Below are 21,404 nucleotides of genomic sequence, written 5' to 3'. Positions count from 1 at the left end.
CAACCACTGACGAAGGACCGAAGAGAACAATGGGTCAGACCCTGGAACTGCTGCCGGCCGTCGACATCGTCGACGGTCAGGCGGTGCGCCTCGTGCAGGGCGAAGCCGGCTCGGAGACGTCGTACGGTTCGCCGCGGGACGCCGCCCTGGCCTGGCAGGCCGACGGCGCCGAGTGGATCCACATGGTGGATCTCGACGCCGCCTTCGGACGCGGCCAGAACCGGGAACTGATCGCCGAGGTGGCGCGCGAACTGGATCTGAAGCTGGAACTGTCCGGCGGCATCCGCGACGACGGCTCCCTGGCCGCCGCTCTCGCCACCGGCTGCACCCGGGTGAACCTGGGCACCGCGGCCATCGAGAACCCGGAGTGGTGCGCGAGGGCGATCGCCGAGCACGGCGACAAGATCGCGGTCGGTCTCGACGTGCTCCGTGACGACACCGGAAGCTACCGGGTGCGCGGTCGCGGCTGGGTCACCGACGGCGGCGACCTGTGGGAGATCCTCGACCGGCTCAACGGCGACGGCTGCGCCCGCTACGTGGTCACCGACGTCAGTAAGGATGGAACCCTGACCGGGCCGAACCTGGAACTGCTGGAGCAGGTCGCGAAGGCCACCGACGCGCCGGTCGTCGCGTCCGGCGGCATCTCCGCGCTCGACGACCTCACCGCCATCGCCGGTCTGACCGGTATCGGCGTGGAGGGCGCGATCATCGGCAAAGCCCTGTACGCCGGACGGTTCACCCTGCCGCAGGCGCTCGCAGCGGTCGCCGGCGAGGACCGGTGAGACGAGCATGACCACCCCCGGCACCGCGGCGGACCCGGATCTTCCCGGGCTCCTGGCCGTGGCCGCCGACATCCTCGAGGCGGCGTCCGCCGAGTTCCTCGCCGGGCTCGGCGCACCGAGCGCCGTCGCCAAGCACGGCACCGACTTCGCGACCGAAGTGGACCTGTCGCTGGAGAAGCGGATCGGCGGGGAACTGGCCGCACGCACCGGATTCCCGGTGCACGGGGAAGAGTTCGGGGGCGCCGACCTCACCGACGGTCCGGTCTGGCTGATCGACCCCATCGACGGGACCTTCAACTATTCGGCCGGACTGCCGCTGACGGCCATGCTGGTCGCTCTGGCCGTCGACGGTGTCCCGGTGATCGGGCTGACCTGGGTTCCGTGTCTGGGCCGCACCTACACCGCCTACTCCGGAGGACCGCTGCTCATCGACGGTGTGCCGGCGCCCCGGCTGACCGAGACGAGCCTGCACGGCTCGGCGATCGGCTACGTCTCGTACACGGTCGGCGCGAAGGGACTGTTCCCCGGCGATCAGCGCGCCCGGGTCCACAACGAGCTCACCCGCCGGCAGGCGAGGATCCGCATCCACGGCTGCACCGGCATCGACATGGCGTTCGTGGCCGGCGGCGGGCTCGCCGGCGCTGTCTCGTACGGGCGTTACGCCTGGGACCACGCCGCCGGTGCCGTCCTGGTGCAGGCGGCCGGCGGTGTCGCCACCGACATCCACGGACGACCGTGGACCGTGTCCACACCGTCCCTGGTCGCCGCCGCACCCGGCGTGCACGACGAACTCCTGGCCGTCATCGCCGACGGCTCCTGGCCGCAGCCCCAACCCGTTCCGGAGAAGAAGCAGTGACCCTCGCAGTACGTGTCATCCCGTGCCTGGACGTCGACGACGGCCGGGTGGTCAAGGGCGTCAACTTCCAGAATCTCCGCGACGCCGGCGATCCGGTGGAGCTGGCGGCCCGCTACGACGCCGAGGGCGCGGACGAGCTCACCTTCCTCGATGTCACCGCGTCCAGCTCGGGACGCTCGACGATGATCGACGTGGTCAAGCGCACGGCCGACCAGATCTTCATTCCGCTCACCGTGGGCGGCGGCATCCGCACGGTGGACGACGTCGACACCATGCTGCGGTCGGGTGCCGACAAGGTGAGCGTCAACACCGCGGCGATCGCCCGGCCCGAAGTGCTCGAGGAGATGAGCCGCCGCTTCGGCTCGCAGTGCATCGTGCTGTCCGTCGATGCGCGCTCGGTGCCCGACGGCTCGGCACCCACCCCGTCCGGCTGGGAGGTCACCACGCACGGCGGCCGCAAGGGCACCGGCATCGACGCCGTCGAGTGGGCCCGGCGCGGCGAAGAGCTGGGGGTCGGGGAGATCCTGCTCAACTCGATGGACGCCGACGGCACCAAAGAAGGCTTCGACCTGCGCATGATCGACGCAGTGCGGGCCACCGTCAGCATTCCGGTGATCGCCAGCGGGGGCGCCGGCAAGGCCGCCGACTTCCCGCCCGCCGTCGCCGCCGGCGCCGACGCGGTGCTGGCCGCGTCGATCTTCCACTTCGGCGAAGTGTCCATCGGCGACGTCAAGGACGCTCTCGCCGCCGACGGTGTGACCGTCCGGAAGGAGCACGACTGATGTCCGACGCAGCTCTTCCCGCCGACCTCGCGGCCCGGCTCAAGCGCAACGACGACGGCCTGTTCGCCGCCATCGCCCAGGAACGTGGCACCGGTGACGTGCTGATGATGGCGTGGATGGACGATGAGGCGCTCGCGCGCACCCTCGCCACCCGCCGCGCCACCTACTACTCACGGTCCCGGCAGCAGTACTGGGTCAAAGGCGAGACCAGCGGCCACACCCAGTACGTCCACGACATCCGGCTCGACTGCGACGGCGATACCCTGCTGTTGACCGTCGACCAGACCGGTGCGGCCTGCCACACCGGATCGCACAGCTGCTTCGATACCGAGCCGCTGGAGTTCGCGATCCCGGACGCGCCGACCGACCAGCCGAACGACCAGTAGAGAGGGAGCAGCATGCCGCTCATCCAGATCTCGCAGACCCCGGGCCTCTCGGACCGGGTCAAGAACGAGACGATCGCCGCCGTCACCGAGGCCTACGCCCGGGCGACCGGCAAGAACCCCGATTCGGTGTGGGTGACCATCACCGAGGTGCCGCGCACCCAGTGGGGCGTCGGCGGGGTACCGCTCGGATGAGCACCACTACCCTGGAGACCTTCCTCGACCTGGCCGCCGACCACCGCGTGGTGCCGGTGACCCGCAAGCTGCTCGCCGACTCGGAGACCCCGCTGTCGGCCTACCGCAAGCTGGCCGCCGACGCGTCGGGAGAACCGAAGGAGGGCACCTTCCTGCTGGAATCGGCGCAGAACGGCCAGTCGTGGTCGCGGTGGTCGTTCATCGGCGCCGGTTCGCCGTCGGCGCTGACCGTCGTGGACGGACAGACACACTGGTGGGGCACGGTTCCCGCCGGCGCCCCGACCGACGGTGACCCCCTGGCAGCGCTGGCGGAGTCGCTGAAACTGCTGCACACCGACCGCATGCCGGACCTGCCGCCGCTCACCGGCGGCTTCGTCGGCTTCATGGCCTACGACTTCGTGCGGCGCCTGGAACGTCTGCCTTCCCACACCGTCGACGATCTCGGCCTGCCCGACATGTTCTGGCTGCTGGTCGCCGACCTGGCGGCCTTCGACCATCACGAGGGCACCATCACGCTGATCGCCAACGCCATCAACTTCGACGGCAGCGACGAGCGCGCCGAGGAGGCCTACCGGGACGCGGTGGCGCGACTGGACGCCATGACCGCCGCGCTCGCCGCGCCGGCCCCGTCGACGGTGTCGTCCTTCCACCGTCCGGCACCGGACTACACCTCGCAGCGCACACTCGACGAGTTCCGGCCGATCGTGGGCGGTCTGATCGAGGCGATCGAAGCCGGTGAAGCGTTCCAGGTGGTGCCGTCGATGCGCTTCGAGATGGAGACCGACGCCGACCCGGTGGACGTCTACCGCGTGCTGCGCGCCTGGAACCCGAGCCCGTACATGTACCTGCTGCGCCTGCCCGGTGTCGGCAGCAGCGGCGTGGGGGCCGGACCGTTCACCATCGTCGGCTCGTCGCCCGAGGCGCTGGTCACCGTCAGCGAGGGCGTCGCCACCACGCACCCGATCGCGGGCACCCGCTGGCGCGGCGCCACCGAGGAGGAGGATCAGCTCCTGGCCAAGGGTCTGCTGGAGGACGAGAAGGAGAACTCCGAGCACCTCATGCTGGTCGATCTGGGACGCAACGACCTGGGGCGGGTCTGCGAACCCGGCACCGTCCGGGTGAACGACTACCGGCGGGTGGAGCGCTACAGCCACGTCATGCACCTGGTGTCGACGGTGACGGGCCGGCTGCGCGACGACCAGCACGCACTCGACGCCGTCACCGCCTGCTTCCCGGCCGGCACCCTGACCGGCGCCCCGAAGGTGCGGGCGATGGAGCTGATCGAGGAGAACGAGATCACTCGCCGCGGACTGTACGGCGGCATCGTGGGCTACCTCGACTTCAACGGCGACGCGGACACCGCGATCGCGATCCGCACCGCCCTGATGGCGCCCGGCGACCACGGCGGGCACGCCTACGTGCAGGCCGGTGCCGGTGTGGTGGCCGACAGCGACGCCGAATACGAGTTCAACGAGGCCCGGAACAAGGCGAGCGCGGTGCTCGCTGCGATCGCCGCGGCCGAGACCATGGCCCCGGTGGGAGGCGACGATGAGTGACCAGACCGACCCGGACGGTGCCGCCGGGCGCCCGGTGAACGACGCGGCCGAGGGACGCAAGCGGCAGGCGATCGCCCTGTTCTTCCTGCTCGTCGGCGCGGTGCTTCTGTGGGTGTCTTCGCGCCTGGTGTGGTCGCAGGTGTTCGCGGCCGACGGCCAGGGCGCGCCGCACACCTACGACGTGCACGGTTCGGACTGGAGCCCGTGGCTGGTCGCGGTCGCCGGGGCGCTCGCCGCCGCCGGGGTCGCCCAGTTCGCGTTCCGCGGCATCGCCCGCCGGGTGGTCGCGGTGATCGTCGCCCTGGGCGCGGTCGCCGTATCGATTCCGGCGATCTCGCTGATCACCGCGGGGGAGAACAACCTCTATGCGGCCGGCACGGTGGACATCCCGTCGAACTACCAGATCATCTCGGTCTCGGCGAAGACGTTCCCCGGCTATGTGGTGATCTTCGCCGCCGTCTGGGTGCTGATCGGCGCGATCATGATGCTGAGGTCGGCGTCGGCCGCCTCGACGGGCATGTCGTCCAAGTACACCTCGCCGGCCGCGCGCCGTGAAGAGCTCGAACGCAAGGCCTTCGCCGAGCGGGAGCGCCGCCTCGCCGCCGGCGACGACGCCGCGGACGCCGACACGTCGCCCGGCGGCACCGAACGCGAGCTGTGGGAGGCCCTCGACCACGGTGTCGATCCGACCGATGATCCCGACACCCGCTCCTGAAGTGGTTACCCGCCGGTAGCCGGGACCCGCTCAGGCGGGCCGTTCGGGGGGTCTCTAATCTGGACCCATCGCACCGGCGAGACGGAGGGGAGATTCGGATGACCGGCACAGTGCTCGACTCGATCATCGAGGGCGTCAAAGCCGACGTGGCCGCACGCGAATCCGTCGTCGACCTCGCCGCCGTCAAGAAGGCCGCCGAGCAGGCGCCGGCGCCGCGCGATGCGGCCGCGGCCCTGCGCCAGCCGGGCATCGGTGTCATCGCCGAGGTCAAGCGCGCCAGCCCGTCGAAGGGATCGCTCGCCAACATCGCCGACCCCGCGGACCTCGCCAAGTCCTACGAGGACGGCGGCGCCCGCGTCATCAGCGTCCTCACCGAGGAGCGGCGTTTCAACGGCAGCCTCGACGACCTCGACGCCGTCCGTGCCGCCGTCGATATCCCGGTGCTGCGCAAGGACTTCATCGTCGGCCCGTACCAGATCCACGAGGCCCGTGCCCACGGTGCGGACGTCATCCTGCTGATCGTCGCCGCCCTCGAACAGAAGGTGCTCGCCTCGCTGCTCGACCGCACCGAATCGCTCGGCATGACGGCGCTCGTCGAGGTGCACACCGAAGAGGAGGCGGACCGGGCGCTGGAGGCCGGAGCCTCCGTCGTCGGCGTCAACGCGCGCAATCTCAAGACCCTCGACGTCGACCGGGACGTGTTCTCCCGGATCGCGCCCGGCCTGCCGTCCGACGTGGTCAAGATCGCCGAGTCCGGGGTCCGGGGGCCCGCCGACCTCCTGGCCTATGCCGGTGCCGGTGCCGACGCGGTGCTCGTCGGCGAAGGACTGGTCACCAGCGGTGACCCGCGCCAGGCCGTCTCGGACCTGGTCACCGCGGGCGCGCACCCGTCCTGCCCCAAGCCCTCGCGCTGACCCCACCCGGCCCGGTCGCGGACTCCCGGCGCCGCAGGGGATACTGAGAGGGTGAGTGACACCCCCGACACCGAAGAACGCTTCCCCCTCGCCAGCGACGGAGTCTCCGATCGCAGCGAACTCGGCCCCGACGAACTGGGCCACTGGGGCGTATTCGGCGGACGTCACGTGCCCGAGGCACTGATGGCGGTCATCGAGGAGACCACCTCGACCTACGAGAAGCTGCGCACCGACTCCGATTTCCTCACCGAGCTGGACCGGCTTGCGCGCGACTACACCGGCCGGCCGTCACCGCTGTACGAGGCCAAGCGCCTGGCACCGGAGGCCGGCGGCGCCCGCCTGTTCCTCAAGCGCGAGGATCTGAACCACACCGGCTCGCACAAGATCAACAACGTCCTCGGACAGGCACTGCTCGCACAGCGGATGGGCAAGACCCGCGTCATCGCCGAGACCGGTGCCGGCCAGCACGGCGTGGCCACCGCCACCGCCTGCGCGCTGCTCGGCCTCGAGTGCGTCGTCTACATGGGGCGCGTCGACACCGAACGTCAAGCGCTGAACGTCGCCCGCATGCGTCTGCTCGGGGCCGACGTGGTGGCCGTCGAAACCGGCTCGGCCACCCTCAAGGATGCGATCAACGAGGCGCTGCGCGACTGGGTGACCAATGCGCACAACACCTACTACTGCTTCGGCACGGCGGCTGGCCCGCACCCGTTCCCGATGATGGTGCGCGATCTGCAGCGGATCATCGGCATGGAGGCCCGCGCCCAGATCACCGAGCAGGCCGGACGTCTGCCGGACGCGGTCACCGCCTGCGTGGGCGGAGGTTCGAACGCCATCGGCATCTTCCACCCGTTCATCGACGACACCGGGGTCCGGCTGGTCGGCTTCGAGGCGGCCGGCGACGGCGTCGAGACCGGACGGCACGCCGCGACCTTCACCGGGGGCAGCCCCGGTGCGTTCCAGGGCGCCTATTCGTACCTGCTGCAGGACGAGGACGGACAGACCATCGAATCGCATTCGATCTCGGCCGGACTCGACTACCCGGGTGTCGGCCCCGAGCACGCCCACCTCAAGGACGTCGGGCGCGCCGAATACCGGCCCATCACCGACACCGAGGCCATGGACGCACTCGCCCTGCTGTCCCGCACCGAAGGCATCATTCCGGCGATCGAGTCGGCCCACGCGGTGGCCGGAGCGCTACAACTGGGCCGCGAGCTGGGGGAGGGCGCGATCATCGTCGTCAACCTCTCCGGGCGCGGCGACAAGGACGTCGACACGGCCGCGAAGTGGTTCGGGCTGTTCGGCAAGCCGCCGTCGGAAACCGAGTACGCGGCCCAGAAGAAGGCCGAACAGCAGGCCACCCAGGAGACGAAGGAGACCGGCCGATGAGCCAGACCACCGCACCGGCCTCGCGGCTCGGCGACACCTTCGCCGCCTGCCGCGAGGACGACCGTGCCGCGCTGATCGGCTACTTCCCGGTCGGCTATCCGACGGTCACCGACTCGCTGACCACTCTGCGCGCCATGGTCGAGGCCGGCAGCGACATCGTCGAGATCGGCATCCCGTACTCCGATCCGGTGATGGACGGGCCGACGATCGCCGAGGCCACGCAGGTGGCGCTGGAGAACGGGAGCCGGGTCCGGGACGTCTTCCGCGCCGTCGAGACCGTCGCCGACGCAGGTGCGGCACCCGTGGTGATGACCTACTGGAATCTCGTACTCAAGTACGGCGTCGACGCCTTCGCGCGGGATCTCGCCGCGGCCGGCGGCCTGGGCATCATCACCCCCAATCTCATTCCCGAGGAGGGGAGCGAGTGGGAGGCCGCCGCCGACGCCCACGACCTGGACCGGATCTATCTGGTCGCGCCGTCCTCGACGCCGGAACGTCTCGCGATGACCCTCGACCACTGCCGGGGATTCGTCTACGCATCGTCCACCATGGGCGTGACCGGTGCCCGTGACCAGGTGTCGAATCTGGCACCGGAACTCTGCGCGCGTATCCGTGAGGTGTCCGACATCCCGATCGGTCTCGGACTGGGCGTCCGGAGCCGGGAACAGGCCGCCGAGATCGCCGGCTACGCCGACGGCGTGATCGTCGGATCGGCGATCGTCACCGCCGCCGACGAGGGTCCCGCCGCCGTCACCGACCTCATCTCCCAACTCGCCGAGGGCGTGCGCGCCCGCACCGCGTAGCGAGTCCGTTAGGGTTGCTGCGTGAGCGATACCACTCTTCTCGCGTACATCCCGAGCCCGCCGCAGGGCGTGTGGCAACTCGGCCCCGTGCCGATCCGCGCCTACGCGCTCTGCATCATCGTCGGCATCATCGTCGCCGTCTGGTGGGGCGACAAGCGCTGGCGTGCCCGCGGCGGCCAGCCCGGCGACGTCCTGGACGTCGCCCTGATCGCCGTGCCGTTCGGTCTGGTCGGTGGCCGCGTCTACCACGTCCTCACCGACTGGAGCACGTACTTCGGCGAGGGCGGCAAGGGATTCGGCCAGGCCCTGGCCATCTGGGACGGCGGCCTGGGTATCTGGGGTGCGGTCCTGCTCGGTGCGTTCGGCGCCTGGGTCGGCTGCCGCTGGAAGGGCATCGAGCTTCCGCCGTTCGGCGATGCTCTCGCGCCCGCGATCATCGTCGCGCAGGCGATCGGCCGCCTCGGCAACTACTTCAATCAGGAGCTGTTCGGCCGTCCGACGACGGTGCCGTGGGGTCTGGAGATCTTCCAGCGCGTCGACTCGGACGGCACGGTCGGGTGCTACACGATCAACACCGCCGGGTGTGACCTGATGACCGGTCACTCGAACGGCAACGTCCTGGCCGTGGTGCATCCGACGTTCCTGTACGAGCTGCTCTGGAACCTCGTGGTCGCGGCGATCCTGGTCCTGGTGGACCGGCGCTTCCGCATCGGCCACGGCCGTCTGTTCGCGCTGTATGTGGCGCTCTACAGTGCCGGCCGTTTCGGTATCGAGCTCATGCGCAGCGACTACGCGACCCATCTGCACGGCATCCGCATCAACGTCTTCGTGTCGGCGCTGGTGGTCCTGTGCGGTGCCCTGTACTTCCTGATGGCGCCGCGCGGCCGCGAGACCGGACTCGAGATGTATCTGCCGCGGAAGGCGGCCGAACTCGAAGAACTGGGCGAGGTGGGCTACGTGCCACCGACGCTCGACGACGAGCCCGCACCGGCGGAGCCCGTGCCCGCCGCCGTCGCACCACCGGCCGACAAGGCCGCGGCGCCCGCCAAACGCAAGCGCTGGCTGGACGACGACGACTACCAGGCCCCGGACTGGCATGCCGACGACCGGCCGGCCGCCCAGGACGAGACCGGCCTGGGGGCTGCCGCCGCCGCTGCGGCGACCGCGGCCGCCGCCGGTGCCGCTGCCGCGGCGAAGTCCGCGGACAAGGCCGACACGGCGCCCGCCGCTCCCACCGCTCCGGCGAACGAGGCTGCTCCGGCGAACGAGGCTGCTCCGGAACCGGTGCCGGCCGCCGAGCCCGCTGCGGCCCCGGCCGAGCCGGCGACCGGCGCGTTCACGAAGGTTCAGACCTGGGACGACCTCACCGCGGATCAGCCGGAGGTGCCCTCGGCTCCCGCCGCTGCGGCGCCCGAGACACCGTCCGCACCCGAGACGCTCGCTACGCCCGACGTGCCCGCTACGCCCGACGTCCCTGCCGCGCCCGAGGCGCCTGTCGCGCCCGAGGCGGCCGCCGTGCCGCCGGCGACCGTCGAGTCGGCGCCGCCGGAGAACTTCGGGGGCATCGAGATCCGGGAGGTCCCGTCGGATGCGGAGGACGTGGCGATGGTGATCATCGGTTCGGCCACCACCGAGCCGGCCGCCGATCCGACCCACGCGGCCGCCGAGGAGGCGCCGGCGCAGGACGAGGCGACACCCGTGGCGCCCGCAGACGATGCGAAGCCGACCGAGGACGCTCCGGTCGACGAGGTGCCGGCGGACGCCGCGAAGCCCACCGAGGATGCGCCGGCGGACGAGACGAAGCCGGCGGAGGACATTCCGGACGCCGACACGACGCCTGCCGACCAGACGCCGGCCACCGACGCTCCGGCCACCGACGCTCCCGCGGCCGATACCCCGGCCGACCCGGCTCCGGCGAGCGCGGCGACGACCGCGAAGGCGACCGCGGCCAAGGCCGCGGCAGCCGCCGAGGGAGCCGCCGAGTCGGTGCTGGGTAAAGCGCGCAAGGCCGCACACAAGGTCTCCGACGCCGTCGAAGACGCCGTGCACGGCAGCGGCGACGCGCCGGTGGACGAGGCCGCGAAGAAGGCCGTCGACGGGGCCGCCGAGGCCGGGCAGGAAGGTTCCGGCTCGAACGGATAGCATCGGCAGGGTGACCCGCCGAACCAAGATCGTCTGCACCCTGGGACCTGCTACCAACACCGAGGATCAGCTCACCGCGCTGGTCGAATGCGGCATGAACGTCGCCCGGATGAACTTCAGCCACGGCACGCACGACGATCATGCGGCGGTCTACGCCGCGGTTCGCCGGGCGGCCGAGCGCACCGGGAAGCCGGTCGGCGTGTTCGCCGACCTGCAGGGACCCAAGATCCGGCTCGGCAAGTTCGAGGACAACGGTCAGCCCAACGGCGAAGTCGACTGGAAGACCGGCGAACGGGTCCGGATCACCGTCGAGGACGTGGTCGGCACCCACGACCGTGTCTCGACCACCTACAAGCAGCTCGCCGCCGACGCGAAGGCCGGCGACCGACTGCTCGTCGACGACGGCAAGGTGGGTCTGACCGTCGAGGAGGTCGACGGCGACGACGTGGTCTGCCGGGTGACCGAAGGCGGCAAGGTCAGCAACAACAAGGGTCTCTCGCTGCCCGGCATGGCGATCTCCGTCCCGGCCCTGTCCGAGAAGGACATCAGCGATTTCGAGTTCGCCCTGAAGCTCGGCGTCGACATGGTGGCGCTGTCCTTCGTGCGGAGCCCCGGCGACATCGAACTCGTCCACGAGGTGATGGACCGGGTCGGCCGGCGTGTTCCGGTGATCGCCAAGCTGGAGAAGCCGGAAGCCGTCGAGAACCTCGAAGCGATCGTCCTCGCCTTCGACGCGATCATGGTCGCTCGCGGCGACCTCGGCGTCGAACTGCCTCTCGAGCAGGTGCCGCTGGTGCAGAAGCGCGCCATCCAGATGGCCCGCGAGAACGCCAAGCCGGTCATCGTGGCCACCCAAATGCTCGATTCGATGATCGAGAACTCCCGGCCGACCCGCGCCGAGGCATCCGATGTGGCCAACGCCGTCCTCGACGGCGCCGACGCCGTCATGCTCTCGGGCGAGACCTCGATCGGCAAGCACCCGTTCGAGACGGTGCGCACCATGAGCCGCATCGTGGCCGCCGCCGAGGACAGCCGCCGCGAGATCCCGCCGCTCAAGCACACGCCCCGCACCCGCCGCGGCGTGCTCAGCTACGCCGCCCGCGACATCGGTGAGCGCATCGGCGCCGACGCGATCGTCGCGTTCACCGAGACCGGCGACACCGCGCACCGCGTCGCACGCCTGCACTCCCGGCTCAAGTTGATGGCGTTCACCACCAACCCGAGCACCCGCAACCAGTTGACGCTCAGCTGGGGCGTCGAACCGTTCCTGGTGGACCGCGCGGGCAACACCGACGCCATGATCGACCAGATCGACGACTTCTGCGCCGCCACCGACACCCTCAACGCCGGCGACACCGTCGTGGTGCTGGCCGGAGCCCCGCCGCACGTCGTCGGAACCACCAATCTCATTCACGTCCACCGGATCGGCGAACAGGATCACTGACATAGGGTGAAGGGCATGACCCGCAACCTCAACGACCCGAATCATCAGGTGGCCGCCGGATCGGACGGACCCGGCGACCTGGAGAAGATGGTCGCGCTGCTGGACGTGGAACAGGTGTCCGACGACCTCTTCCTCGGGCAGCATCCCGAGCAGAAGACGGCCCGCACGTTCGGTGGCCAGATGCTCGGCCAGGGTGTGATGGCCGCCGGCCGTACTCTCACCCGCGGCAACCCGCCGGTGCACGCGCTGCACGCCCACTTCATCCGGGGCGGCGACGTCAGCAAGCCGATGGAGTATCACGTCCAGCGTTTCCGGGACGGCAAGGCGTTCGCGAACCGCCAGGTCACCGCGATGCAGAACGGTGAAGAGATCTTCACCATGCTGGTCGCGTTCCAGGACAACAACACCGGCCTCGAACACGCTGTGGAGAGCCCGACGGTCCCGTACCCGGAGGAACTGCCGCCGCTCGGCGAACACTTCAAGGGCTACGAAGACCAGATCGCCCTGTTCGTCAACGCCCTGCACCCCATCGACATCCGGTTCGCCAACGATCCGACGTGGAAGGTGAAGGACGCGGGGGAGACCCTCACCCACAACCGGGTCTGGATGAAGGCGGACGGCGAGCTGCCCGATGAGCAGCTGTGGCATGTGGCGGCGATGGCCTATGCGTCGGACACCACCGTGCTGGACTCGATCATCACCACCCACGGTCTGTCCTGGGGCATGGACCGGCTGTTCGCGGCGACCGTCAACCACTCGATGTGGTTCCACCGCGAGTTCCGGTTCGACGAATGGATGCTGTACGCGACCGAGTCGCCGGTGGCCGCGGGGTCGCGAGGTATCGGCTCGGGCCGCTTCTTCACCCGCGACGGCCTCCTCGCGACCTCCGTGGTGCAGGAGGCGCTCATCAAGTACTTCCCGCCGCGGAACGCGGACTGATCGGAGAGACCACGATGACTCAGCCCCCGAACCTCGATCTGCCTCCGCAGCCGCAGACGCCGCCGCAGGTGCAGTACTTTCTGCAGCCGGGCGCCATGCTGCCGCAGCGCACCTGGCAGCGCCGCTCCCGGGTCGGGGTGACCGCCGCCAGCGTCATCGTCGGCCTCATCCTGGCCGGCATCGCGGGATTCGCCTTGCTGGGCGGCTCGATCAACCAGGCGGTGTTCACCGCCTCCGGTTCGCTCCAGATCGACTGCTCCACCCGGCAGGCCGTCGGCGGTGCACCGATCCGGGAAGGCGACGAGGTCCGTCTCTACGACGGGAAGAGCGGAGAGCTGCTCGGCAAGAGCCGTCTCGGCGATCAGGTGACCGTCAAGGGCGGCACCGGTGCGTGCTTCGACCGCTTCACGATCAGCAGAGTCGTGGACAAGGCGCCCGGTTATCTGGTGGAGGCCGGAACCGCGCCCGGACGCGTCTACAGCCGTGCCCAGCTGGAAGCCGGCATCGACCTCGCTTCCTGAACGCCACCTCCTTCGACCCCAGGCATGGTCAGAGCCCCCGTCGTTCGACGACGGGGGCTCTGACCATCGCCGGTTCAGCGCAGCGGCTTGTCGACCGGAAGATTCACCCAGCTGGGATTCTTCGGATCGATCTCGATGTACTGCGGGCGCAGCTGCGACGACCACAGCTCCGGTCCCAGCGGCAGCGACTTCGGGAAGTTGAACGAGTACACGTCCACCCGGAGCCGGTCGCCCGGCTTCAGCGCGGCCTGCGTCGCCGACATCGGGATGTCGACGGCGAGGGTCTGACCCGGCGTCACCTTCTTGTACTTGCCGATGTCCATCGAGAGGACCACATCGGTCAGATCGCCGTTCGAGTCGTACTGGCTGCGGCCGGCGTCGACGTCGCGCAGCGACACCACCAGCTGTCCCATCGACACGATCTGTGAGCGGCCGTCCGGATGGACGACGTTCACGGTCGCGTGCCAGTAGCCGTCGGTGGCGTTCAGGCGCTGGTTCAAGTGGATCGCGGGTGTACCGCTGATCCGGGTCAGCTGCTTGGCGGGAGCCGAGGTGAACGTCTGCGCCGCCACCTCCGAGAGCCGGGTGTCCCGGCCGCAGAAGTCGAAGAACGCGGTCACGCCGGCCGCCGCCTGCGCACCGTCGACGCTGCACATCGGAGACAGGCCCGGCTTGACCTCACGGGTGGCGCGGCCGGCCGGAGTACCCGAGGACAGCGAACCGTCACCGGCGACCGGCGTGTGCTCGGTGCCCGACGAGCGACCCGACAGGAACTGGCGCTGATGCTGGTAGCCCGGGATCGGGTAGGTCTGCGCCTGAATGAAGTTGCCGGCCGGCTCGGAGGCCAGGGTCGCCGGGTCGTACCGGTCGATGCCGTTGTCCACACCCTTGAGGAAGTGGTCGTACCAGGCGCGCGACAGCACGTCCAGACGCGGCGGGTGTCCCGGCTGACCGAAGTTCGAACCGGACGTGATGTGGTAGCCGTCGTCCATGATCAGCTTCTTCTCGCTGCTGGGCAGCTGAGTCAGATTGGTCAGGAGGCGGGACTCGGTATTGGTGAACAGATCGTTCCAGCCGCCGATCGCGAACGTCGGCGTGGTGATCTTGCCGACGTCGGTGTACCACATCTTGCGACGCTCGGAATTGCTGTCCAGCACGGTCTTGGTCTTGCCGTGATAGTCCTTCACGTCGCGGGTCGTCAGCGCTTCGATCATCACGTCGAAGAAGGTCAGCGGATCCTTCGCGCGGTCGGCCAGCCACTTCCAGTCGAAGGTGCCGTTCAGCATGGACGCGAGGTTCGGGATCATCTTCATCGAGTTGACCAGCGTCAGCCAGAGTGCGAGGAAGCCGAAGCCGACACCGCCACCCGGTGCGACGATGTCGTTGACCAGGTCGCCGCCGGGGACGACCGGGAAGATGGCGTCGAGCTCGCCCGGGGCATCGGCCGCGGCCTGCAGTTGGTTGATGCCCGAGTACGAGACGCCGGCCATGCCGACCTTGCCGTTGGACCACTTCTGCTTCTTGGCCCAGCGCACCACCTCGACGGTGTCCTGGCGCTCACGGGCGTCGAAGGTGCCCCACAGGCCCTGCGAGAAGCCGGTGCCGCGAACGTCCACCACGAGCATGTCGTAGCCGCTCTGGACCAGCTTGGGGTCGTAGGCGAACGTCTGCACCAGGCCGCCGTTGAGGGCGCCCATCAGCTCGTTGTAGCCGGAGATGACGGTGCCGCGCAGGTTGATGGCGTTGAGCAACGCGATCAGCTGCGGCATCAGCACCGGGTAGTTGACCACCTCGGCGGCCAGCGCGCTGACCATCTTGGTGTAGGGGGTCATGTTGACGATGACCGGCATCTTCTTGTTGATCGGACGGCCCTGGGCGTCGGCCGGGCGGACCAGGTTGCCGCGCAGCTTGACGCCGTCGCTCATCGTGATCGTCACATCAGGTGTGACCGTGTGGTTCGGATACTTGGGCTTGGCGTCCGCGGTCTTCGTCCACTTCTTGCCGAGCGCGCCGTAGACGGCGGCCTGTGACGGCGCCTGCGCCGCCGGAACGAGTTCCGAACCACCGATGACGATGGCGGGAACGATGAGAAAGATCAAGAGCCGGCGCATGACCAGCGATACCGATCGCATATGTGGTGCAACTCCCCGAAGTCACCCGTGTAGCCCTGCGCCACACGTTTATCGCTACGTAATGTAGCTCACAGGTTCTGCTCAGGCACCCGCGGGTCCCGATCCGTGTCGGCCCGACCGCCGTGACCTCGCCGAAAGCGGAACCGTAGACTGTTCACCGCACGATCCACCGCCCCGGTGGCGAAATTGGCAGACGCGCCGCACTCAAAATGCGGTCTCTTAGGGGGTGCCGGTTCGAGTCCGGCCCGGGGCACGAGCGATCGGCGAGGATCCTTTCTTCGCCGGTCGCCGTCCGACCACGACCGGAAGACGACCATGACCGACACGACCGAGACCGGGCAGCAGCCGGGCCGCAAGGCCGCGCCGCGCGTCGTGGTGGCCGAGGACGACTCGCTGATCCGCATGGACCTGTGCGAGATGCTGCGCGACGAGGGCTACGAGGTGGCCGGCGAGGCGCCGAACGGTCAGGTCGCCGTCGAACTCACCGAGTCGCTCACCCCCGATCTGGTCATCATGGACATCAAGATGCCGGTGCGCGACGGCATCGACGCCGCCAGCGAGATCGCGCGCAAGCGGCTGGCCCCGGTCGTGATGCTCACCGCGTTCAGTCAGCGGGACTTCGTCGAACGCGCCCGCGACGCCGGAGCCATGGCCTACCTGGTCAAGCCGTTCAGTCAGGCCGACCTGGTGCCGGCGATCGAACTGGCGATCAGCCGGTTCCGCGAACTCGCCGCGCTCGAGGAGGAGGTGAGCGGCCTCAACGAGCGATTCGAGGCCCGCAAACTCATCGATCGCGCCAAGGGTCTGCTGATGGAGAAGCAGGGTCTCACCGAACCCGAGGCCTTTCGCTGGATCCAGACCAATGCGATGGATCGGCGCGCCACGATGAAGGCCGTCGCACAGATCGTCGTCGAGACGCTCGGCGACGAAAACTGACCGCAGTCCGGATGTTTCCGGACCTCCGCCCGGTGTTAACACTGGGAAAAACCCGACAGTCCTGTCCTGCGTCTTTACCGATTACGTCTTCCAGGCACCGGCGAATTCGCTTATGTTCTCACCCAGGTCTTCGAGCGGTAGACCTCTCGGCCGTACGTGCCGGGTCGCAGGATGAGAGGTTGAACCAATGCAACGTCGGCTCACGACGGTCGCTTTCGCAGCGACACTGGCCAGTGCGCTGGTCCTGTCCGGATGTGGCGACAAGTCCAAGGACGCCAGTGGCAACGACACCGGCATGGAGATCGCGCCGCTGGCGCAGATCGACACGAACGGCAACGAGGTGCCGGCGAACCAGGAGTCGGATGCCGTCGATCCGGCCGGCGACGGCAAGGCCAAGTGCGATCCGATCAGCATCGCCCAGATGGGTGCTCTCACCGGCGCCGACGCGGCCCTGGGTATCAACATGCGAAACGGCGCTCAGCTGGCCGTCGATCAGCACAACGACGCCAACCCGGACTGCAAGATCACGCTGAAGACCTTCGACACCGAGGGCGACCCGCAGAAGGCCACCCAGGTGGCTCCGCAGATCGTCAACGACAAGTCGATCGTCGGCCTCGTCGGCCCGGGCTTCTCGGGTGAGACCAAGTCCACCGGCGGCGTCTTCGACCAGGCCGGCCTGGTCGCCACCACCGCCTCGGCCACCAACCCGGACCTGGCGAAGAACGGCTGGAAGACCTTCTACCGCGGTCTCGCCAACGACGGTGTGCAGGGGCCGGCCGTCGCCAAGTACCTGACCGGCAAACTGGGCAAGAAGAAGGTGTGCGTCGTCAAGGACGACACCGAGTACGGTGCCGGTCTCGCGAAGGCCGTCATCGAAGGTCTGGGCAGCGCGAACGGCGCCGACTGCCAGGGCGACGTGAAGAAGGGTGAGCGCGACTTCTCGGCGCTGATCTCGACGATCACCGGCGCCAAGCCGGACACGGTCTTCTACGCCGGCTACTACTCGGAGGCGGCCCCGCTCGCCCAGCAGCTGAAGGCGAAGGCCCCCGACGTCACCTTCGTCTCCGGTGACGGCACCAACGACCCGCAGTTCGTGCAGCAGGCCGGCGACGCCGCCAAGGGCGCCTACCTGTCGTGCCCGTGCGGTCCGGCTCCGGACAAGTTCAAGCAGGCCTACGAGGACAAGTTCAAGCAGGCTCCGGGCGTCTACTCGGTGGAGGCCTACGACCTCGCGACGATCCTGATGAAGGGCATCTCGGAGGGCAAGACCACCCGGGCGGACCTGCTGGACTACGTCAAGAACTACAACGGCAAGGGCCTGGCGCGCACGTACCAGTGGCAGCCGAACGGCGAGCTCCAGTCGTCGCTGATCTGGATGTACGAAGTCAAGTAACGGAATCGGCCACGGTGCGCACGGGAACCCCGGCGCACCGTGGCTGTTTCGGTCGGGTTGGCGGGCAGCCCGACAAGCGCGCGTGAAGAAGGGGACACATGATCGCGTATGCCGTGGCGGAGACGACGACTCTCGCCGGCAACATCGGTTTCGACGTGGGAGCGTTGAAAGGCAACTTCTGGAGCCTGACCGTCGACGGTCTCGCCTACGGCGCGATCTACGCGCTGGTGGCCGTCGGCTATACGCTGGTCTACGGCGTGCTGCGGCTGATCAACTTCGCGCACTCCGAGGTCTTCATGCTCGGCATGTTCGGCGTGTACGTGGGTCTGCTCATCCAGGGCTTCAGTCCCCGCGGTGACACCTACAGCATGGGGATCGCAGGCACGATCCTGGCGTTGGGGATCGCGGGGCTCATCGGTATGGCGGTGTCCGGCTCGGTCGCGGTCGGCCTGGAGTTCATCGCCTACCGGCCACTGCGAAAACGCAACGCCAAACCTCTCGCCTTCCTGATCACGGCGATCGGCATGTCGTTCGTGCTGCAGGAACTCGTCCACTACGTCCTGCCGAAGGTGCCCACCAAGACCCCGCTCGGCGGATCGAGTGCGCAGCCGGTCATCAAGCTGGTCGACGAGAAGACCGAGTTCAGCTTCTGGGGCGCGTCGGTCACCAACATCACGCTGATCGTGGTCATCTCGGCACTGGTCCTGACCACCGGCGCCTACTACCTGGTCAACAAGACCCGGCTCGGCCGCGGTATCCGGTCGGTGGCCCAGGACCCGGACGCGGCCCAGTTGATGGGCGTGTCGCGAGGCCGGATCATCTCGGTGACCTTCCTCATCGGCGGCGTCCTCGCCGGTGCGGCGGCACTGCTCTACACGTTGAAGATCCCGAACGGCATCATCTACTCGGGCGGCTTCATCCTCGGCATCAAGGCGTTCTGCGCCGCGGTGCTCGGCGGTATCGGCAACATCCGCGGCGCCCTGCTCGGCGGTCTGCTGCTCGGCGTCATGGAGAACTACGGCTCGGTGGTCTTCGGCAATCAGTGGAAGGACGTGGTGGCCTTCGCCCTGCTGATCCTGGTCCTGATGTTCCGGCCCACCGGCATCCTCGGTGAGAAGCTCGGGAAGGCGCGGGTATGAGCACGCAGACGACCGACCTCAGCGGTCTCGATGCCCCTCGTGGTCTCGGCGACCGGATCCGTACGTGGTGGAACGAGCTGTCCCGTCCCGGTCAGTGGGGAGTCGGCGTCGTCGGCTTCGTGCTGCTGGCCCTGCTGCCCATCATCAAGCCGCCGCTGATCACGACCACCGCCACCGACTTCGGCGGCACGCTGGCCCAGTTCGCGATGGTCGCGCTGATCGCCATCGGCCTGAACGTGGTCGTCGGCCAGGCCGGCATGCTCGACCTCGGCTACGTCGGCTTCTACGCGGTCGGCGCCTACGTGGTGGCACTCATGACCAGCCCAGCCAGCCCGATCTGGCACAGCGCGCACCACGGCATCTTCTCCGGCCCCTGGGGCTGGCTCGCGTGCGTGCCGCTGGCCATCGTCATCACCGGCATCACCGGTCTCATCCTCGGCACGCCGACGCTGCGGGTGCGCGGCGACTATCTGGCGATCGTCACGCTCGGCTTCGGTGAGATCGTGCGCCTGTTCGCCGACAACCTGACCGACGTGACCAACGGCCCGGCCGGCCTGCAGGGTGTGCTCTTCCCGGAGATCGGGCGCAGCGCCACCAACCCGGACGGCGTCTTCGCCCAGTCGAACAACTCGGGCACCCTCACCTCGGGCGTCTGGTGGTATTGGCTGGGTCTGGTCCTGGTCGTCCTGGTCCTGCTGATCATCGGCAACCTCGAGCGCAGCCGGGTCGGCCGCTCGTGGGTCGCCATCCGCGAGGACGAGGACGCCGCCGAGATCATGGGCGTGCCGACCTTCAAGTACAAGCTGTGGGCGTTCGTCATCGGCGCCGGCATCGGCGGCCTGTCGGGCGCGGTGTACGCCGGTCAGGTCCAGTACGTCGATCCGAAGGCGTTCACCGTCATCAACTCGATGCTGTTCCTGTGCGCCGTGGTCCTCGGCGGGCAGGGCAACAAGCTCGGCGTGATCGTCGGCGCCTTCATCATCGTGTACCTGCCCGCGCGCGTGCAGGGTATCCAGGTGGGCGACCAGTCGCTCGGCGACTACAAGTACCTGTTCTTCGGAATCGCGCTGATCACCCTGATGATCTTCCGTCCGCAGGGCCTGTTCCCGGCGCGCGCGAAACTCATCACCTTCGGGCGGCGGGTCTATGCGGCCGTCCGGCGCGTCCCGCATCCCGTCGACGCCACCACCGGAGAGGAGGCCAAGGCATGAGCCGGCACCGCAAGGACGACGGACTCGATCCCGACGGCCAGCCCATCCACGCACCGGTGGAGACGCCGGCGGCCGAGGTCGACGACGCACTCGCCGACACGCAGGCGAAGACCGTGCTCGACCCCACCGCCGTCGATCCGGCATTGGCCGATCCGACCGCCGTCGCCGAGGCCGTCGCGCCGCAGCGTGAGATCGCGGTCGGCGAGGGGGAGAAGCTCCTCGAGGTGGCCGGGCTGACCGTCGAGTTCGGCGGCCTGGCCGCCCTCGACGACGTCACCTTCGACATCAGACGCGGCGAGATCCTGGGCCTCATCGGGCCGAACGGCGCCGGAAAGACCACCTGCTTCAACGCGATCACCGGCGTCTACACCCCGACGCGCGGCACCGTCACCTTCGACGGCGCCGAGATGCGGAGGATCAAACGTCACCAGATCACCCGCCGCGGCATCGCTCGCACCTTCCAGAACGTGCGGCTGTGGGGCGAGATGACCGCGCTGGAGAACGTCTGCGTGGGCACCGACGCCCGCCACACCAGTTCGGTGTGGGGTGCCATCTTCCGCACCCCGAAGCTGTACCGGGAGGAACGCGACGCCGTCGACCGGGGCATGGCCCTGCTCGAATTCGTGGGTATCGGGGCGCGCGCCGCCGAGAAGGCGTCGAATCTGCCGTACGGCGACCAACGGCGGCTCGAGATCGCGCGGGCGTTGGCCACCGAGCCGAAGCTGCTGTGCCTGGACGAACCTGCCGCCGGCTTCAACCCGGCGGAGAAGACCGCCCTGATGGAACTGATCCAGAAGATCCGCGACGACGGCTACACGGTGCTCCTCATCGAGCACGACATGCGTCTGGTCATGGGTGTCACCGACCGTATCGTCGTGCTCGAGTTCGGTCGCAAGATCGCCGACGGCACGCCGAAGGAAGTCCGTGAGAACCCGGCCGTGATCGCCGCCTACCTGGGAGTGCCCGATGACGAAATCGCCTGATTCGACCCTCCCGAACTCCGAGCAGCAGACGACGGCTGTCCCGACGCCGACGAACCTCGACATGAGTTCGGCCCTGAAATGGTCCTGGGACCGGTTCCGGCAGAACGCCGGCGCCTTCATCGGCGCCGCCCTGCTCTGGGGTCTGGTATTCATCGCAGCCGGAACCCTCGTGACACTGTTTCTGGCGGA

General features: G+C 68.9%; 20 protein-coding genes and 1 tRNA gene. 20 read left to right on the top strand and 1 reads right to left on the bottom strand.

Going from position 1 to position 21,404, the window contains the following annotated elements:
• Nucleotides 1-29: 29 nt before the first annotated feature.
• From priA to QM774_RS05420, 14 genes are all read left to right on the top strand, one after another.
• Complete coding sequence (gene priA, locus QM774_RS05485) at nucleotides 30-782, top strand: bifunctional 1-(5-phosphoribosyl)-5-((5-phosphoribosylamino)methylideneamino)imidazole-4-carboxamide isomerase/phosphoribosylanthranilate isomerase PriA (protein WP_414974915.1); 753 nt, start codon at nucleotides 30-32, stop codon at nucleotides 780-782.
• A 7-nt stretch (nucleotides 783-789) separates the two neighbouring features.
• A complete protein-coding gene (locus tag QM774_RS05480; protein ID WP_414974914.1) occupies nucleotides 790-1,638 on the top strand; it encodes an inositol monophosphatase family protein in 849 nt (282 codons plus the stop codon).
• Nucleotides 1,635-2,420 carry an imidazole glycerol phosphate synthase subunit HisF gene (hisF, locus tag QM774_RS05475; RefSeq protein WP_414974913.1) on the top strand — a complete coding sequence of 262 codons (786 nt, stop codon included), beginning with the start codon at nucleotides 1,635-1,637 and terminating at the stop codon, nucleotides 2,418-2,420. The genes QM774_RS05480 and hisF overlap by 4 nt, the downstream gene beginning before the upstream one ends.
• Nucleotides 2,420-2,806 (top strand): phosphoribosyl-AMP cyclohydrolase, encoded by a 387-nt coding sequence (hisI, locus tag QM774_RS05470; RefSeq protein ID WP_414974912.1) that lies wholly within the window; start codon nucleotides 2,420-2,422, stop codon nucleotides 2,804-2,806. The genes hisF and hisI overlap by 1 nt, the downstream gene beginning before the upstream one ends.
• Nucleotides 2,807-2,818: 12 nt before the next feature.
• Nucleotides 2,819-2,998 carry a tautomerase family protein gene (locus QM774_RS05465; protein ID WP_005935191.1) on the top strand — a complete coding sequence of 60 codons (180 nt, stop codon included), beginning with the start codon at nucleotides 2,819-2,821 and terminating at the stop codon, nucleotides 2,996-2,998.
• Nucleotides 2,995-4,554: an anthranilate synthase component I gene (locus QM774_RS05460; protein ID WP_414974911.1), complete on the top strand. Its 1,560-nt coding sequence runs from the start codon at nucleotides 2,995-2,997 to the stop codon at nucleotides 4,552-4,554. Before QM774_RS05465 ends, QM774_RS05460 begins: the two co-directional genes overlap by 4 nt.
• The gene (locus QM774_RS05455) at nucleotides 4,547-5,269 is read left to right on the top strand and encodes a TIGR02234 family membrane protein (protein ID WP_414974910.1); all 723 of its coding nucleotides are present in this window, start codon (nucleotides 4,547-4,549) and stop codon (nucleotides 5,267-5,269) included. Before QM774_RS05460 ends, QM774_RS05455 begins: the two co-directional genes overlap by 8 nt.
• A 98-nt stretch (nucleotides 5,270-5,367) precedes the next feature.
• Nucleotides 5,368-6,183, top strand: coding sequence for an indole-3-glycerol phosphate synthase TrpC (gene trpC, locus QM774_RS05450; protein ID WP_414974909.1), 816 nt, complete (start codon nucleotides 5,368-5,370; stop codon nucleotides 6,181-6,183).
• A 51-nt stretch (nucleotides 6,184-6,234) separates the two neighbouring features.
• The gene (trpB, locus tag QM774_RS05445) at nucleotides 6,235-7,572 is read left to right on the top strand and encodes a tryptophan synthase subunit beta (RefSeq protein WP_414974908.1); all 1,338 of its coding nucleotides are present in this window, start codon (nucleotides 6,235-6,237) and stop codon (nucleotides 7,570-7,572) included.
• Entirely contained in the window at nucleotides 7,569-8,375 is an 807-nt protein-coding gene (trpA, locus tag QM774_RS05440; protein WP_414974907.1) for a tryptophan synthase subunit alpha, read from the top strand. Before trpB ends, trpA begins: the two co-directional genes overlap by 4 nt.
• A gap of 21 nt (nucleotides 8,376-8,396) precedes the next feature.
• The gene (gene lgt, locus QM774_RS05435) at nucleotides 8,397-10,517 is read left to right on the top strand and encodes a prolipoprotein diacylglyceryl transferase (RefSeq protein WP_414974906.1); all 2,121 of its coding nucleotides are present in this window, start codon (nucleotides 8,397-8,399) and stop codon (nucleotides 10,515-10,517) included.
• Nucleotides 10,518-10,527: 10 nt separating this feature from the next.
• Entirely contained in the window at nucleotides 10,528-11,961 is a 1,434-nt protein-coding gene (gene pyk / locus QM774_RS05430; RefSeq protein WP_414974905.1) for a pyruvate kinase, read from the top strand.
• Between the two features lie 15 nt (nucleotides 11,962-11,976).
• Nucleotides 11,977-12,900 carry an acyl-CoA thioesterase gene (locus QM774_RS05425; RefSeq protein ID WP_414974904.1) on the top strand — a complete coding sequence of 308 codons (924 nt, stop codon included), beginning with the start codon at nucleotides 11,977-11,979 and terminating at the stop codon, nucleotides 12,898-12,900.
• Nucleotides 12,901-12,914: 14 nt separating this feature from the next.
• Nucleotides 12,915-13,421: a hypothetical protein gene (locus QM774_RS05420; protein ID WP_414974903.1), complete on the top strand. Its 507-nt coding sequence runs from the start codon at nucleotides 12,915-12,917 to the stop codon at nucleotides 13,419-13,421.
• Between the two features lie 74 nt (nucleotides 13,422-13,495).
• Here the strand turns inward: QM774_RS05420 and QM774_RS05415 are convergent, their stop codons facing one another.
• Nucleotides 13,496-15,553: a CocE/NonD family hydrolase gene (locus QM774_RS05415; protein ID WP_414974902.1), complete on the bottom strand. Its 2,058-nt coding sequence runs from the start codon at nucleotides 15,551-15,553 to the stop codon at nucleotides 13,496-13,498.
• Nucleotides 15,554-15,724: 171 nt separating this feature from the next.
• On the opposite strand from QM774_RS05415, the gene QM774_RS05410 reads away from it, so the two are divergent.
• The 6 genes from QM774_RS05410 to QM774_RS05385 all read left to right on the top strand — a co-directional run bounded on the left by QM774_RS05410 (nucleotide 15,725) and on the right by QM774_RS05385 (nucleotide 21,215).
• Nucleotides 15,725-15,806: transfer RNA gene (locus QM774_RS05410), tRNA-Leu, on the top strand.
• A 62-nt stretch (nucleotides 15,807-15,868) separates the two neighbouring features.
• Nucleotides 15,869-16,489, top strand: coding sequence for an ANTAR domain-containing response regulator (locus QM774_RS05405; protein WP_414974901.1), 621 nt, complete (start codon nucleotides 15,869-15,871; stop codon nucleotides 16,487-16,489).
• 187 nt (nucleotides 16,490-16,676) lie between these two features.
• Nucleotides 16,677-17,882: a branched-chain amino acid ABC transporter substrate-binding protein gene (locus QM774_RS05400; protein ID WP_414974900.1), complete on the top strand. Its 1,206-nt coding sequence runs from the start codon at nucleotides 16,677-16,679 to the stop codon at nucleotides 17,880-17,882.
• Nucleotides 17,883-17,980: 98 nt separating this feature from the next.
• The gene (locus tag QM774_RS05395; RefSeq protein ID WP_414974899.1) at nucleotides 17,981-19,021 is read left to right on the top strand and encodes a branched-chain amino acid ABC transporter permease; all 1,041 of its coding nucleotides are present in this window, start codon (nucleotides 17,981-17,983) and stop codon (nucleotides 19,019-19,021) included.
• A complete protein-coding gene (locus QM774_RS05390; RefSeq protein ID WP_414974898.1) occupies nucleotides 19,018-20,232 on the top strand; it encodes a branched-chain amino acid ABC transporter permease in 1,215 nt (404 codons plus the stop codon). The genes QM774_RS05395 and QM774_RS05390 overlap by 4 nt, the downstream gene beginning before the upstream one ends.
• Nucleotides 20,229-21,215: an ABC transporter ATP-binding protein gene (locus QM774_RS05385; RefSeq protein ID WP_414974897.1), complete on the top strand. Its 987-nt coding sequence runs from the start codon at nucleotides 20,229-20,231 to the stop codon at nucleotides 21,213-21,215. Before QM774_RS05390 ends, QM774_RS05385 begins: the two co-directional genes overlap by 4 nt.
• The last annotated feature ends 189 nt before the right edge of the window (nucleotides 21,216-21,404 follow it).

The sequence above is a fragment of the Gordonia sp. (in: high G+C Gram-positive bacteria) genome, assembly GCF_047600565.1.
In the GTDB taxonomy this organism is placed as follows: domain Bacteria; phylum Actinomycetota; class Actinomycetes; order Mycobacteriales; family Mycobacteriaceae; genus Gordonia.
The sequence above is the reverse complement of the archived record's forward strand: the minus strand, read 5'-3'. Positions and strand labels throughout refer to the sequence as shown.

Coding starts and splice junctions, on each gene's coding strand:
- priA (WP_414974915.1), top strand. CDS start 30: ATGGGTCAGACCCTGGAACTGCTGCCGGCCGTCGACATCGTCGACGGT.
- QM774_RS05480 (WP_414974914.1), top strand. CDS start 790: ATGACCACCCCCGGCACCGCGGCGGACCCGGATCTTCCCGGGCTCCTG.
- hisI (WP_414974912.1), top strand. CDS start 2,420: ATGTCCGACGCAGCTCTTCCCGCCGACCTCGCGGCCCGGCTCAAGCGC.
- QM774_RS05465 (WP_005935191.1), top strand. CDS start 2,819: ATGCCGCTCATCCAGATCTCGCAGACCCCGGGCCTCTCGGACCGGGTC.
- QM774_RS05460 (WP_414974911.1), top strand. CDS start 2,995: ATGAGCACCACTACCCTGGAGACCTTCCTCGACCTGGCCGCCGACCAC.
- QM774_RS05455 (WP_414974910.1), top strand. CDS start 4,547: ATGAGTGACCAGACCGACCCGGACGGTGCCGCCGGGCGCCCGGTGAAC.
- trpC (WP_414974909.1), top strand. CDS start 5,368: ATGACCGGCACAGTGCTCGACTCGATCATCGAGGGCGTCAAAGCCGAC.
- trpA (WP_414974907.1), top strand. CDS start 7,569: ATGAGCCAGACCACCGCACCGGCCTCGCGGCTCGGCGACACCTTCGCC.
- QM774_RS05425 (WP_414974904.1), top strand. CDS start 11,977: ATGACCCGCAACCTCAACGACCCGAATCATCAGGTGGCCGCCGGATCG.
- QM774_RS05420 (WP_414974903.1), top strand. CDS start 12,915: ATGACTCAGCCCCCGAACCTCGATCTGCCTCCGCAGCCGCAGACGCCG.
- QM774_RS05415 (WP_414974902.1), bottom strand. CDS start 15,553: ATGCGATCGGTATCGCTGGTCATGCGCCGGCTCTTGATCTTTCTCATC.
- QM774_RS05405 (WP_414974901.1), top strand. CDS start 15,869: ATGACCGACACGACCGAGACCGGGCAGCAGCCGGGCCGCAAGGCCGCG.
- QM774_RS05400 (WP_414974900.1), top strand. CDS start 16,677: ATGCAACGTCGGCTCACGACGGTCGCTTTCGCAGCGACACTGGCCAGT.
- QM774_RS05395 (WP_414974899.1), top strand. CDS start 17,981: ATGATCGCGTATGCCGTGGCGGAGACGACGACTCTCGCCGGCAACATC.
- QM774_RS05390 (WP_414974898.1), top strand. CDS start 19,018: ATGAGCACGCAGACGACCGACCTCAGCGGTCTCGATGCCCCTCGTGGT.
- QM774_RS05385 (WP_414974897.1), top strand. CDS start 20,229: ATGAGCCGGCACCGCAAGGACGACGGACTCGATCCCGACGGCCAGCCC.